At 60.8% G+C, this 14247-nt stretch carries 13 protein-coding genes and 1 riboswitch; of the genes, 6 read left to right on the top strand and 7 right to left on the bottom strand.

The window, feature by feature from the left end; translation table 11 throughout:
* Positions 1–205: 205 nt before the first annotated feature.
* The 3 genes from HU725_RS20930 to HU725_RS20920 all read left to right on the top strand — a co-directional run bounded on the left by HU725_RS20930 (position 206) and on the right by HU725_RS20920 (position 3369).
* On the top strand, positions 206–1996 hold the full coding sequence (locus HU725_RS20930) for a flavin monoamine oxidase family protein (protein WP_186476329.1): 1791 nt from the start codon (positions 206–208) through the stop codon (positions 1994–1996).
* Positions 1997–2203: 207 nt separating this feature from the next.
* Positions 2204–2755: a cytochrome b gene (locus HU725_RS20925; RefSeq protein WP_060478158.1), complete on the top strand. Its 552-nt coding sequence runs from the start codon at positions 2204–2206 to the stop codon at positions 2753–2755.
* Between the two features lie 35 nt (positions 2756–2790).
* Positions 2791–3369 carry a YceI family protein gene (locus HU725_RS20920; protein ID WP_060478157.1) on the top strand — a complete coding sequence of 193 codons (579 nt, stop codon included), beginning with the start codon at positions 2791–2793 and terminating at the stop codon, positions 3367–3369.
* 327 nt (positions 3370–3696) lie between these two features.
* Here the strand turns inward: HU725_RS20920 and rhlE2 are convergent, their stop codons facing one another.
* The 5 genes from rhlE2 to ahcY all read right to left on the bottom strand — a co-directional run bounded on the left by rhlE2 (position 3697) and on the right by ahcY (position 10228).
* Entirely contained in the window at positions 3697–5604 is a 1908-nt protein-coding gene (gene rhlE2, locus HU725_RS20915) for an RNA helicase RhlE2 (protein WP_060478156.1), read from the bottom strand.
* A gap of 218 nt (positions 5605–5822) precedes the next feature.
* Positions 5823–6611, bottom strand: coding sequence for a substrate-binding periplasmic protein (locus HU725_RS20910; protein ID WP_186476330.1), 789 nt, complete (start codon positions 6609–6611; stop codon positions 5823–5825).
* Between the two features lie 65 nt (positions 6612–6676).
* A complete protein-coding gene (locus tag HU725_RS20905) occupies positions 6677–7753 on the bottom strand; it encodes a hypothetical protein (protein ID WP_186476331.1) in 1077 nt (358 codons plus the stop codon).
* Between the two features lie 93 nt (positions 7754–7846).
* The gene (metF, locus tag HU725_RS20900) at positions 7847–8692 is read right to left on the bottom strand and encodes a methylenetetrahydrofolate reductase [NAD(P)H] (protein WP_186476332.1); all 846 of its coding nucleotides are present in this window, start codon (positions 8690–8692) and stop codon (positions 7847–7849) included.
* A 126-nt stretch (positions 8693–8818) separates the two neighbouring features.
* The gene (gene ahcY, locus HU725_RS20895) at positions 8819–10228 is read right to left on the bottom strand and encodes an adenosylhomocysteinase (RefSeq protein ID WP_060478152.1); all 1410 of its coding nucleotides are present in this window, start codon (positions 10226–10228) and stop codon (positions 8819–8821) included.
* Positions 10229–10249: 21 nt separating this feature from the next.
* Positions 10250–10346, bottom strand: a riboswitch (S-adenosyl-L-homocysteine riboswitch).
* A gap of 179 nt (positions 10347–10525) precedes the next feature.
* Between ahcY and HU725_RS20890 the strand changes: the two genes are divergently transcribed.
* Complete coding sequence (locus HU725_RS20890) at positions 10526–10927, top strand: acyl-CoA thioesterase (protein WP_060478151.1); 402 nt, start codon at positions 10526–10528, stop codon at positions 10925–10927.
* 31 nt (positions 10928–10958) lie between these two features.
* On the opposite strand, the gene HU725_RS20885 is transcribed toward HU725_RS20890, so the two are convergent.
* Entirely contained in the window at positions 10959–12194 is a 1236-nt protein-coding gene (locus tag HU725_RS20885; protein WP_060478150.1) for a cation:proton antiporter, read from the bottom strand.
* Positions 12195–12388: 194 nt separating this feature from the next.
* The gene (locus tag HU725_RS20880; protein ID WP_060478196.1) at positions 12389–12616 is read right to left on the bottom strand and encodes a hypothetical protein; all 228 of its coding nucleotides are present in this window, start codon (positions 12614–12616) and stop codon (positions 12389–12391) included.
* 374 nt (positions 12617–12990) lie between these two features.
* Between HU725_RS20880 and HU725_RS20875 the strand changes: the two genes are divergently transcribed.
* Both HU725_RS20875 and HU725_RS20870 read left to right on the top strand, forming a co-directional pair.
* Entirely contained in the window at positions 12991–13824 is an 834-nt protein-coding gene (locus HU725_RS20875) for a DMT family transporter (protein ID WP_186476333.1), read from the top strand.
* A 27-nt stretch (positions 13825–13851) separates the two neighbouring features.
* The gene (locus HU725_RS20870) at positions 13852–14238 is read left to right on the top strand and encodes an MAPEG family protein (RefSeq protein ID WP_186476334.1); all 387 of its coding nucleotides are present in this window, start codon (positions 13852–13854) and stop codon (positions 14236–14238) included.
* The last annotated feature ends 9 nt before the right edge of the window (positions 14239–14247 follow it).

Here is a 14247-nt window from a genome sequence, read left to right as displayed (position 1 = left end):
CTGCCTGCTTTGACCGCGTAAGCCTAAGCAAAGCCTTGGGGGAGGACAACCATTAGCGGCCCGTTGGCGAAATTGTCAGTTGCCAAAGGCACTTGATATCGCCGTGCTGGCAGGGCCCGGACAGCTGACGTATTCTTAGCGCAATGTCTTGTGGGGTATTTCCGCCCCATCCCATCCCTGTAATTTCAACTCGGAGTCTGCCGACATGGCTGCTGCTTGGGTGCGCCTGTGCGCATTGGTATTGATCGGTGCGTCCAGCGGGGCCGCACTGGCGAAAGACAAAACACCGTCAGCAATCGTGGTAGGTGGCGGCCTGGCAGGCCTGACCGCAGCTTACGAACTGCAGGACAAAGGCTGGCAGGTGACTGTGCTGGAAGCCAAAGCGGGCATGGGCGGGCGCTCGGGCCTGGCCACCAGCGAGTGGATCGGCAATGCCAAGGCGCAGCCGGTGCTCAACCAGTACCTGGACCGCTTCAAGCTGCAAACCTTGCCGGCACCAGAGTTCGTACGCACGCCCAGCTACCTGATCGACGGCGAATACTTCAGTAGCACCGACCTTGCCACCAAGCAGCCGGCCACGGCAGAGGCGATCAAGCGCTACGAGAAAACCCTCGATGACCTGGCACGCTCGATCGACGATCCGTTGAACCCGCAAGCGACCAGTACCCTGTTTGCGCTCGACCAGATCAACGTGTCCAGCTGGCTCGACAAGCTGCAATTGCCAGCTACCGCACGTCAATTGATCAACCAGCAGATTCGCACCCGTTACGATGAGCCGTCGCGTTTGTCGCTGCTTTATTTTGCCCAGCAAAACCGTGTCTACCGTGGCGTCAGCGACCGTGACCTGCGCGCTTCGCGGCTGCCTGGCGGTAGCCCGGTGCTGGCTCAGGCCTTCGTCAAGCAGCTCAAGACCATCAAGACCAATTCCCCAGTGACCGCGATCGTGCAGGACAAGGACGGTGTCACGGTCAAGGTTGGTGGCGCCGACTACAAGGCCGATTACCTGGTGATGGCCGTGCCGCTGCGGGCCTTGGCCAAGATCCAGATCACCCCTGGCCTGGATGCTCAGCACATGGCCGCGATCAAAGGCACCAACTACGGCTGGCGCGACCAGCTGATGCTCAAGTTCAAGCAGCCCGTATGGGAAAGCCGTGCACGCATGTCGGGCGAGATCTTCAGTAACGCTGGCCTGGGCATGCTGTGGGTCGAGCCGGCGCTCAAAGGCGGCGCTAATGTGGTGATCAACCTGTCGGGTGACAATGCCCGTCTGTTGCAAGCATTTGGCGACAAGCAAATGGTCGATCAGGTCCTGATTCGCCTGCACGCGTTCTATCCCCAGGCCCGTGGCGCTTTCACCGGCTACGAGGTCAAGCGTTACAGCGTCGACGCGGGCACAGGTGGCGCTTACCTGGCTTACGGCCCAGGTCAGATCAGCAAATACTGGCGCCTGTGGGAGCGCCCGGTGCAGCGCATCGCTTTTGCGGGTGAGCACACCGATGCGCTCTACCCTGGCACCCTTGAGGGGGCGTTGCGCAGCGGCCAGCGGGCTGCCAGCCAGGTGCAGGACCTGCTTGCCGGCAAGTCGTTCGACCCCGCCAAGGCGGCCACCGTGGCAGCCGCAGCGACAGCGGGCGCGGCTGCGACGAAAAAGGACAGTGGCGGGTTCTTCTCGCGCCTGTTCGGCGGTGATGACAAGCCTGAGACGAAAACGCCCCCGGCTGCCAAGGCGACCGATACCGCACCGGCCCAGGCTCCAACTCCTGCTACCGCTGCCCCTGTGCCCGCCGCTGCTGCGCCCGCTGCAGTAGCCAAAGAAGAGCCGGCCAAGCCTGCGGCCGCCAAACCTGCGGCCAAGAAGCCTGCACCGGCTAAGCACGCCCCTGCACACAAGCCTGCTGCCAAGCAGGCGCACAAGGCGACCGAGCCAAAAAAGGCAGCGGCCAAATCCGCTCCAGCGAAAAAGCCGGCAAATGGTAATCAGGCCAAAGCCAACTGACGTTTAACTCGGCCTCTTTGCAGGGTTACGCTGCGAAGGGGCCGAGATATCCAAAGGTTATTTCCCCGCACCCCGTTAATGTTTTCTTAATAGGAAACTTGCACACTAAATATCGGATTATTTGATAATCCGCAGCAATTTTTTAAGCTTTTATTCGATACGTTAAGCGTTAGTCTGTGCACAGCTTTCACGGAGAAACAGCTCATCATGCAACTGCGCAACTCACCTTCTCGCTATGGCGTAGTCAGCATCGTCCTGCACTGGGGCGTTGCATTGGCAGTCTTTGGCCTGTTCGGCCTGGGCCTGTGGATGGTCGAGCTCGACTACTACGATCCTTGGCGCAAGGCCGGCCCCGATTTGCACAAAAGCATCGGCCTGGTCTTGCTGGGGGTGATGTTGGTGCGTGTAGTCTGGCGTTTCATCAGCCCGCCGCCACCGGCGCCAGCGAACCATGGGGCACTCACCCGCGTAGCTGCCAAGTTGGGGCACCTGGCGTTGTATATCGGGCTGTTCGCGGTCATGACCGCGGGCTACCTGATTTCCACCGCTGACGGCGTAGGCATTCCAGTGTTTGGGTTGTTCGAGGTGCCGGCTTTGGTCAGCGACCTACCGGACCAAGCCGACCTGGCCGGGGTGATTCACCTGTGGTTGGCCTGGGGCTTGGTGATCTTCGCCGTATTGCATGGCTTGGCCGCTTTGAAGCACCATTTCATCGACCGTGACGCGACCCTGACCCGTATGCTGGGCCGCAAAGCTTGATTCTCAACCTCAATTGCAATGGAAGGAAAGTAAGGATGTTGAAAAAGACTTTTGCCGCTCTGGCGCTCGGTACCGCACTGTTCACCGCTGGCCAGGCTATGGCCGCCGAGTACAAGATCGACAAGGAAGGCCAACACGCGTTCGTCGACTGGAAGATCAGCCACTTGGGCTACAGCTTCATTCACGGCACCTTCAAGGACTTCAGCGGCGACTTCACCTGGGACAGCGCCAAGCCTGAAGCCAGCAAGATCAGCGTCGACCTGAAAACTGCCAGCGTCTGGTCCAACCATGCCGAGCGCGACAAGCACATCGCCAGCAAGGACTTCCTGGACGTCAGCAAGTACCCGGATGCCAAGTTCGTATCCACCAGTGTCAAATCGACCGGTGACAAAACCGCCGATGTGACTGGCGATCTTACCCTGCATGGTGTGACCAAGCCGGTTACCTTCAAGGCCACCTTCAACGGTGAAGGCAAAGACCCATGGGGCGGCGAGCGCGCTGGCTTCAACGCCACCACCACCCTGAACCTGAACGACTTTGGCATCAAGGGCCCAGGCCCGACTTCGCAGACCCTGGACCTGGACATCAGTGTCGAAGGTGTGAAGCAGAAGTAAGATTTGCCCAGGCAATGAAAGCGCCGCCTCAATAGCTCCTGCCAATCAGTTGATGTTTCAGGCTATCTATTGGGGCGACGTTGCGGCCCTTCGCGGGTAAACCCGCTCTTACAGGTTCTGCGCCGGCCCTGATTCCGGCGCAGAACCTGTAAGAGCGGGTTTTTCGTGAGAGGCGCAAAACCAGCCGCCAGTGGGCATACAGTGACTGCGCCGGCCATGATGCCAGCACAGACCTGTAGAAGCGGGTTTACCCGCGAAGGGCTGCAAAGCAGCCCTAATGGACTTAACTGACTGGCATCAGCCGAAGGGCGGCGTTGTGCCTACGGCTCAGCCCTTGCGGGTCAGCAGCGCTGGTCGCTCACTTCGAGGGCGGCTTGGCAGGTCGTCCAGTTGCTCGGGCGTAGGGTAACGATCGAGCTTGGATTCCTTGCGAATGATCACCGGCTGGTGCTGCTCGCGGGTACTACGTACCGCCGGCTCCTGGCGCGATGCATCCTCACGGCCTGCCGAACGGTTACGACCACCGCCATTGCCGTCGCGACGACCACCACCGGCATTGTTGTTACGTGGGCGCTTGTCAGCGCTGCCGTTACGACCCTGCCCGCCGGCATTGCGGCCCTGGCCACCATTATTACGTGCCTGGCCAGTGCCATTGTTGCCGCGCTGGCTGCCTTGGCTCTGGCCCGTGCCTTGAGCGGCACCACCTGGGCGGCGGTTGCGACCTTGACCTTTGCCGTTCTGGTATGGGCTTACGTAATCGGCACGGTTACCGAAATTGTCGATCTCGTCGTCCAGAAACTCTTCCGGATCACGGTCGGCCGGGACTTTCGGGACCGGGGTAGCGCTTGCCTGTTGCTGCTGGCGCGGCTTCTTGTCACGTGGCTTGCGTGGTTGTCTGTCGCCAGACTTTTCCTTGTCGGCAGGCTTGTCCGCTGCCTGCTGCTTGGCCTTGCCTTTGTCCTTGCCCTTGTCCTTGCGGCCACCGTTGGCGTCTTTGCCGCCGTCTCCACGGGCTTGTTGATTGCGCCCGCCGCGGCCGCTGTTCTGCTGGCGCTCACGCGCCTCTGGCTTTTCGGCCTCTACTTGGCTGGCATCGAAGCCCATCAGATCGCCATCGGGGATCCTCTGCTTGGTGACCCGCTCGATGCTTTTGAGCAGCTTCTCTTCATCTGGCGCGACCATGGAAATGGCCTCGCCCGAACGCCCGGCACGGCCAGTCCGGCCAATGCGGTGCACGTAATCTTCCTCGACGTTGGGCAGCTCGAAGTTGACCACATGGGGCAGTTGGTCGATGTCCAGGCCGCGGGCGGCAATGTCGGTGGCTACCAGCACCCGCACACTATTGGCCTTGAAGTCGGCCAGCGCTTTGGTGCGGGCGTTCTGGCTCTTGTTGCCGTGGATCGCGGCGGCGGTCAGGCCGTGCTTTTCCAGATACTCGGCCAGGCGGTTGGCGCCATGCTTGGTGCGGGTGAACACCAGGACCTGCTCCCAGGCACCCAGCGTGATCAGGTGGGCCAACAGGGCGCGCTTGTGGCTGGCTGGCAGGCGATAGACGCGCTGCTCGATGCGCTCGACGGTGGTGTTTGGCGGTGTGACTTCGATGCGCTCCGGGTTGTGCAGGAGCTTGTCGGCCAGGTCGGTGATGTCTTTGGAGAAGGTCGCCGAGAACAGCAGGTTCTGGCGTTTGGCCGGCAACCGGGCGAGGACCTTCTTCACGTCATGGATAAAGCCCATGTCGAGCATACGGTCGGCTTCGTCCAGCACCAGGATTTCCACATGCGCCAGGTCCACCTTGCCCTGACCGGCCAGGTCGAGCAGGCGCCCCGGGCAGGCGACCAGCACGTCCACGCCCTTGGCAATGGCTTGGATCTGCGGGTTCATGCCGACGCCGCCGAAGATGCAGGCGCTGACCAGTGGCAGGTCGCGAGCGTACACCTTGAAGCTGTCGTGTACCTGCGCAGCCAGTTCGCGGGTCGGCGTCAGGACCAATACGCGCGGTTGACGCGGGCCGTGACGCTGGGATTTGTCGGGGTGGCCGGCCGGGAACAGACGCTCGAGGATCGGCAAGGCGAAACCGCCGGTTTTACCAGTACCAGTCTGAGCGGCAACCATCAGGTCGCGGCCCTGCAACACGGCGGGAATGGCCCGCTGTTGCACCGGGGTCGGCTGGGTGTAGCCCGCTGCCTCGATAGCGCGGACAAGTGCCTCGGAGAGACCGAGGGAAGCAAAGGACATGGGCAATCCTGTTCTCGTGGGGGCTGGGCCCGTTGGGATATTCTGCCTGGCGCGACGGGCATCGAAGGGATGCGATCGCGTCCGGTCCAGCTGGGCTTTCACTGCACATCCGGGAAGCGGCGGGTGGACGCGAATGGGCGTCAGTACCGATCGGGATGCCTGTTGCAAGGCCGAGCGTCCGGGCGTGAGCCGGGCGGGAAGGCCCGAGTATAACAGAGCTAACGCGGCATGCTGTGTTCGTGCTGCTCAACGGCGTCAGACGGGCTTGCGGAGCCGCCGGTATAACGCTCGATAATCGCCGTATAGGCGCGCTCCTGCTTGAAACGGCGTAATTCTTCGGTGAATGCCTGAGCCAATAATTGGTGCTCCGGGGTTCGGGTCAAACCCAGGTACTGAGCCTGACGGCTTATCACCAGGGGCAATTCCTCCACCTGCTGTTCCAGGCCAAGTTGACGGCGCAGATAGCGCCCAACCAAGCGATCAGTGACCACCAGGTCTACGCGCGCGCGTATGAGCTTGCCGAAATTGGCTTCATGGGTTGGCGCGGATTCGCGTTTGAACGCCGAAGACTCGCTGAAGGCTTTGCCGTAGGTGTAGCCCGACGAGATACCAACGCTAAGGCCCGCCAGGTCACCGAGGTGGGTGACTGCATGGGGGCGGTTTCGGTCTTGGAACAGCACGAATTCGACATGGGACATAGGTTCTTCGGGGTAGACCAAAAAAGCCTCACGTGACTCAACCCGGAAGATATCCATCACGCCGTCGGTCAAGCCCTGTTCCACCATCGCCAGGCAGCGCTTCCAAGGCATGAACTGCCAGTCCACTTCGACACCCAGCCGGCGGAACACCTGCGTAGTGACTTCGTAATCGATGCCTTTGGCCTGGCCCTGCTCGAGATACACATAGGGCGCCCAGTCGTCGCTGACCAGGCGCAGCCGTTCGGCCAGCGCCAAAGGGCTCAGGCAGGCGAGCAGCATTATGCACAGCAATCGGACAGCGTAGCGCATGGCGCGAGATTACGCGCTCAGCAGGGGCAAAGCCAGTGACGCTGCAAGCCCCTTGTAGTTAGCCATCAGCGCTGGCGGGAGCGCAGCAAGTGCGCCTCGACGTCTTTGCGTCTGCTACCCAGGGACAGGCGCAGGCTTGGGTGACGCAGGCATTGGCGCAGTTGCTCGGGATCGATACCGCCGCAGCGTTCGTTGAGGTTTTCCAGTGCCTTGTCCCACCAGGCTGAGGCGCAGGCGCGATCGAACTCGTTGGGGTAGGGGTAGCAGCCATATAGCAGCTCACGCACGAACTGACGCTCGCGGCTGGGCATGGTCAGGCTCAAGGCCTTGTAGCCCAGGCGTTGCAGTGTTGGCGGGCGTGGGAGTTGGTCGTTGACCAATGCCACATCGGCGAGCGCCGCCGCGCCCAGTGGATCATCACCGTGTTTGCGCAACCAGGCCTGAATCTTGGCGCGAAACTGCGCCTTGCGGCTCCAGTAGTGGTGAATGACATCGGTGCATTCGGCCAGCTCCAGGTTGCGGTAGGCAGCAACCGCCAGGCAGAACTCCTCAAGGGTGTAGGCCGTGCGCGCCAGCGGATAGAACTCGTCCATCATGGCGATGGAGCGGTCCAGCACCTGGGCGTCTTCGGCGCACAGGCCAATGACGCCTGAGTTGATCAACGACATCTGGGTATCGGCCAAACCGCGGGACTTAAGAATGTCGAGCAGGTTGGTGTACAGCAGGCATTGCGGGTTGTGACCATAGCGCGCGTCGATGCTGTTGCACAGCAGGGTGCCAGGCTTGACCCGCTGGAACAGTTGCAGGGGCGACTTGCGGAAAAAGGTGTCGGTGTCTATCAGCACAGCTTGAGGGTACTGCTGCAATACCTGGCGCATCAGCACATGCTTGCTGCGGAAATGATAGCCATGGGGCTGGTTCCAGGCCGTGCGAGTCGCTTCGTCGAGCAGATGAACGGTTACCGGCAGTTTGCCGTAGGGCTCGGCGTTGTCGGTATAGACGTGGATGTCGATGGCCGGGTCGGCGATGCTCGGCAGGTGCGCGAGGGCGCTGACGATGCTGAAGCAGGCTTCCTGATGATAGGTGGCCGGGCCGAAGGCCAGGTACACGAGTTGAGGACGTGATGGCAGGAAATGTTGCATTACAGACGACACCTGTCAGAGCCAAAAATAAACAAGGCCTTAGTCTACGACCAAAGCCTTGACGGTTTCAGCACCTGATCATGCCAAGAAATTTCAGCGTGGCAGCTTCAGGTTGTTCCATATCGCCAGGCTCGCTTCGGCCTGGTTGAGGGTATAGAAATGCAGCCCCGGTGCGCCGCCTTGCAGCAGTTGCTCGCACATACGGGTGATGACTTCCTCGCCGAAGGCCTGAATGCTCGCGATATCGTCAGCGTAGGCTTCCAGTTGCTTGCGGATCCAGCGTGGAATCTCGGCGCCGCAGGCGTCGGAGAAGCGCGCCAGTTTGCTGTAGTTGGTGATCGGCATGATGCCGGGCACCACCGGTATGTCCACACCCAGCTTCTGCGCACGCTCGACGAAGTAGAAGTAGCTGTCGGCGTTGAAGAAATATTGGGTGATGGCGCTATCGGCCCCGGCCTTGACCTTGTGCACGAAGTTGCCCAGGTCCACCTCGAAGTTGCGCGCTTGCGGGTGCATTTCGGGGTAGGCAGCGACTTCCAGGTGGAAGTGGTCGCCGGTTTCCTGGCGAATGAACTCCACCAGGTCGCTGGCATAACGGAGTTCGCCACTGGCCATGCCCATGCCCGACGGCAGGTCGCCACGCAGGGCTACGATGCGTTTGATGCCAGCAGCCTTGTACTCGGCCAGCAGAGTGCGCAACTCGTCCTTGGTGTCGCCGACGCACGACAGGTGCGGTGCTGCCGGGACTTTCACTTCATTTTCCAATTGCAGCACGGTGTTGAGCGTGCGATCGCGCGTGGACCCACCCGCACCGTAGGTGCAGGAGAAGAAGTCCGGATTGTACGCGGCCAACTGGCGGGCAACGCCCATCAGCTTTTCATGGCCGGCATCGGTCTTGGTTGGGAAGAATTCGAAACTGTAACGGCGTTCTTGGGACATCTGGCGTTCCTCGAGCAGCGTGCCTCAAGCAGCAAGCTGCAAGTAAAAGCCAGATCGGTGATGGCCGATCTGGCTTGGGCATCGTTCAGGTTCCGGCGTTGAAGCGGCTGGCTTCAAACATGCCGCTTAGTAGCGGTAGGCGTGCGGCTTGAACGGGCCTTCGACGGTCACACCGATGTACTCGGCCTGTTGCGGGGTCAGTTGGGTAACCACGCCACCGAAGCCGCGGACCATTTCCAGGGCCACTTCTTCGTCGAGTTTCTTCGGCAGTACTTCCACGGTCAGGCGCTCGGCCTTCTGGGCGGCTGGCAGTTCGGCGAACTTCTGCTCGAACAGGAAGATCTGCGCCAGCACCTGGTTGGCGAAGGAACCGTCCATGATGCGGCTCGGGTGGCCAGTAGCGTTGCCCAGGTTCACCAAACGGCCTTCGGCCAGCAGGATGAGGTAGTCGTCGTTCTGTGGGTCGAAGGTGCCAGCGCCGGTGCGGTGGATCTTGTGCACCTGTGGTTTGACCTCTTCCCAAGCCCAGTGCTTGCGCATGAAGGCGGTGTCGATCTCGTTGTCGAAGTGGCCGATGTTGCACACCACGGCACGTTTCTTCAGGGCCTTGAGCATGTTGGCGTCGCAGACGTTGACGTTACCGGTGGTGGTGACGATCAGGTCGATGCGGCCCAGCAGGTCGGCGTTGATGCCGGCTTCGGTACCGGTGTTGATACCGTCCTTGAACGGCGAAACCACTTCGAAGCCGTCCATGCACGCTTGCATGGCGCAGATGGGGTCGACTTCGGTGACCTTGACGATCATGCCTTCCTGACGCAGGGACTGGGCCGAGCCCTTGCCCACGTCACCGTAGCCGATCACCAGGGCTTGCTTGCCCGACAGCAGGTGGTCGGTGCCGCGCTTGATGGCATCGTTGAGGCTGTGACGGCAGCCGTACTTGTTGTCGTTCTTGCTCTTGGTGACCGAGTCGTTGACGTTGATGGCCGGGACCTTCAGCTCGCCCTTGGCCAGCATGTCCAGCAGGCGGTGCACGCCAGTGGTGGTTTCTTCGGTCACGCCGTGGATCTTGTCGAGCATGGCCGGGTATTTCTTGTGCAGGATCTCGGTCAGGTCACCACCGTCGTCCAGCACCATGTTGGCGTCCCACGGCTGGCCATCCTTGAGGATGGTCTGCTCGATGCACCACTCGTACTCCTGCTCGGTTTCGCCTTTCCAGGCGAATACCGGGATACCGGCGGCAGCGATGGCGGCAGCGGCCTGGTCCTGGGTGGAGAAGATGTTGCACGACGACCAGCGCACTTCGGCACCCAGGGCAACCAGGGTCTCGATCAGCACGGCAGTCTGGATGGTCATGTGGATGCAGCCGATGATCTTCGCGCCTTTGAGCGGTTGCTCGGCTTGATACTTGCGGCGCAGGCCCATCAGTGCCGGCATTTCCGACTCGGCGATGATGACTTCCTTGCGACCCCAGTCAGCCAGGGAAATGTCGGCGACCTTGAAGTCGGAAAAACCAGCAGGCGTGTTTACAGCGCTCATTGAGAGCCTCCATTCGTAGTGTGCGAATGGGCGCCGTTGTGCGTTGAGCGTCCACCTCAGCGGACAACGCCCCAACCGAGCCTGACAGGCCTAGCCTGCTGCAGCGCCCCTCGGATGGGTGGCGGGATGGCCGCCACTGCGGGCAGCCATGAGAATCGGCAGCGATTATAGCCGTGGCGGGGTGCCACACCCAAGGTTTTCTGTCGATTAATCGCGACGATAGTCGATGTTCGATGGAGCGCTGGCGGCCGCTCTGCCATCATGACTTCACGTTAGCCAAGCAGGTCAGGAGTACAGATGAACTTTCACACTCGTAAATGGGTTAAACCTGAAGACCTCAACCCCAACGGCACCCTGTTCGGTGGCAGCCTGCTGCGCTGGATCGACGAGGAAGCGGCGATCTACGCCATCGTCCAATTGGGCAACCAGCGCGTGGTCACCAAGTACATGTCGGAGATCAACTTCGTCAGTGCTTCGCGCCAGGGCGACATCATCGAACTGGGCATCACGGCCACCGAGTTTGGCCGTACCTCGATCACCCTTCGCTGTGAAGTGCGCAACAAGATCACCCGCAAGAGCATTCTCACGGTTGACCGCATGGTCTTCGTGAACCTGGGTGAGGATGGCTTGCCGGCGCCCCACGGGTGTACCGAGATCAAATACGTCCAGGACCAGTTCCCGGACTCTACGGTGGAGTGAAAGGCGGGGCTGCCCAGCAGCCCCGCCTTGCTCACGGCTGGGCGCTGACCTTGCGCACCACTCGGCCGATGCTCAAACCCTGCACCAGGATCGACGACAGCACCACGATGTAGGTGATCGACAGCAGCAGGTCACGCTCTTCACCCAATGGCAGCGACAGCGCCAAGGCAACCGACACCCCGCCGCGCAGCCCGCCCCAGGTCAGAACGCGGACAGTGCCTTTGGGCACTGGCCGCCAGCGGCGCAACAGCACGATCGCCGGCGCTACGGTCAGCAGACGCGACAGCAGTACCGCCACTGCCAGCACTGCGCCCGCTGCCAGGTGCAGCCAGTTGAACGGCAACAGCAACAGCTCAAGGCCGATCAGGGCGAACAGCAGCGCATTGAGCATGTCGTCGATCAGTTCCCAGAAACCGTCCATGTAGCGGCGGGTCATGTCGTTCATCGCCAGGTTGCGCCCCAGGTTACCGATGATCAGACCCGCGACCACCATGGCGATCGGTGCCGAAACGTGCAGCTCATAGCACATGGCCGAGCCGCCGATCACCAGCGCCAGGGTCAGCATGACCTCGACCTGGTACTGCTCGACGCTTTTGATCATGCGGTAGGTTGCGTAGCCGATCAGGCCGCCGAACAGCGCACCCCCGATGGCCTCGCGGGCGAACAGGATGGCGGTGTCGGGTATGCTCGGCGTTTCTCCCAGTTGGATGATGCCCAATAGCACGGTGAACACCACAACAGCGGTACCGTCGTTGAACAGGGACTCACCGACGATGGTGGTCTTCAGAGGCTTAGGGGCGTTGGCGGTACGCAGCGCGCCCAGCACGGCGATGGGGTCGGTCGGGGAGATCAGCGCGCCGAACAGCAGGCAATAGATCAGTGGCACCTGCCAGCCGAACATGCCGAATACCCAGTGTGCCAGGTAGCCGATCACTACCGTGGCAATCAGCACACCCAGGGTGGCCAACAGCCCAATCGGCCAGCGGTAGCTGCGCAGGTCGCTGAGGTTCACGTGCAGCGCACCGGCAAACAGCAGGAATGCCAGCATCCAGTGCATCAGCAGGTCGTTGAAGTCGATCTGGTTCATCAGCCCTTCGACGCGTTCCTCCAGGCCAGGAAAGCCGATCAGGCTCAGCCCTTGCAGTATCAGAGAGAACAGCAGTGCGGTGACCATCACGCCGATGGCCGGTGGCAGGCCGATGAAGCGGTAATTCACGTAGGTGAGAAGGGTGGTAAGGCAGATAAACGCGGCTACTAATTCAAGCATCCCAATTCCTGTGACAGTGGCTTCCAAGTCGTTACCCGAATGACTCGGGTAGTTCTTTGATGGTCGGGTAAGGGTGTGGGGACACACTTTTCGACTGCGCAGGTAGACAACGTCCTGACTGCGAGGTTGCCAGAGGGCCGTGCCTGGCGGCTCGACCCTCGATGACACGGGTTGGTCAGTGAACCATCGATCGTTTACAAGTCTTTCTTCACCGTCTTGTCGATGTGCTTGTCTGCTTTGTGGCGTTCTTTGTCCAAGTGCTTGGCGCCTTTGTCGATTTCTTTGCGGTCATGAGTGACCCCCTTGTCCACTTCGCGCACGTCATGGCGCACACCCTTTGCCACCTCGCCTTCTGCCTGCGCCATGGACACCGTCGTGAGGGTGGCCAAGGCGATAGCAAGCGCAGCAACCATTTTCTTGATCATGTCAGCATTTCCTTCAAGTGGCGTATGTTGTCGGGCTTTGCAAACTGAATGTAGCCCAGTGCAGGTGCGCTAGCGGGTAAGTGAACAGGGTTTAATCAGCGTTGGAGTGGCCGCAAGGCGAAACATCTTGGAGCGCCCGCAACGTTGAAGCGTTGTGCGTTGTTTCGGTTTTCGGAGGATGCTGAGCAAATGAACGGACGTTCATCTGGGCCAGCGCTTTGAAGTGGCAATCTCTGCGCGCAACTGATGCGCTCAAATCAAGCCCGCTGCGCTGAAGCGCTTTTTCGTTTCGCTCGCTGCCGATGATGGCCATTATTAGCCGACGGCGAATTGAGCCATTTCACTCAAACCCAAGGCAAGGAACCGTTCGCGTGCTGGCAACATCCCTGGTACTGGTCGCCGCCATGCTGCACGCGGCCTGGAACACCCTGATCAAGTTCAGCGGCGAACGCCTGCTGGTCATCGCCAGCATGGACACGGTAGCGCTGGCTTTCGCCGTGTGCGCAGTACCCTTCAGCCAATTCCCCCCTGCTGCGGTATGGCCATGGCTGCTGGCGTCGGCGCTGGCCGAGCAGTTGTACCGCTTTTTGTTGATCAAGGCATATCGGGTTGGCGACCTTGGGTTGGTCTATCCTCTGATGCGAGGTTTGTCGCCATTGGTAGTGCTGGGGTTGACCCTGGCAGTGGCCGGTGAGTCGCTCAGCCAGCAGCAGATCATCGGCATCATGCTTATCCCCTGCGGTATGGCTTGCCTGTTGTGGCAAGGCGGGGGTGGCGAACGGTTGCCGTGGTCGATGCTGCCGGTGGTGGCGTTGATCGGTCTGTGTATCGGTTGCTATACCTGGCTCGACGGCCAGGCGGTGCGGCTGTGGGGGCAACCCTGGGATTACCTGGTATGGCTGACGCTGCTCAGTGCCTGGCCATTTCCCTTGCTCGCCAGCGTCGCGCGGCGTGCGCCATTCGTGCTGTTCTGGCGTACCCAATGGCGCCTGGGGCTGGCGGTGGGTTTTTGCGTGTTGTTCAGCTATGCGCTGGTGCTGTGGGCCATGCACCTGGGCTCGGTGGCCGAGGCCGCGGCGCTTCGCGAGGTAAGTGTGATCCTGGTGGTGCTGATGGGTATGCGCTATCTCAAAGAACCTTTTGGCGGGCCAAGACTCCTAGCTTGCGGGCTGGTCCTGGCAGGCATGCTGGTGATGAAGCTCTGAACCATTTTCGAACAAGGAGTCATGAGCATGACCGTTGCCCTGTGGTGCATCCTGATCGCCCTGTGTCTGCCGCTCTTGTGCGCATTGATTGCGAAAGTGAGCAGCGGCCGCTTCGGCATGAAAGACAACCATGATCCACGCGCATTTCTCGATAACCTTGAAGGCCTGCCGCGTCGAGCTCATTCGGCCCAGCAGAATAGTTTCGAGACGTTCCCTGCCTTCGCCGCGGCAGTGCTGGTGGCCGATATCGTCGGCAATGCCGAGCAGGTGACCCAGGATGTGCTCGGGGTGATGTATATCACCAGCCGGCTGCTCTACATCATCTGCTACCTGGCAGATTGGGCTGCGTTGCGCTCGCTGGTGTGGTTGGCGGGATTGGGTATCATCATTTCGTTTTTCGTGGTTTCTGTCTGAAACTGCACC

Source organism: Pseudomonas promysalinigenes, assembly GCF_014269025.2.
Classification (GTDB): Bacteria; Pseudomonadota; Gammaproteobacteria; order Pseudomonadales; family Pseudomonadaceae; genus Aquipseudomonas; species Aquipseudomonas promysalinigenes.
The sequence above is the reverse complement of the archived record's forward strand: the minus strand, read 5'-3'. Positions and strand labels throughout refer to the sequence as shown.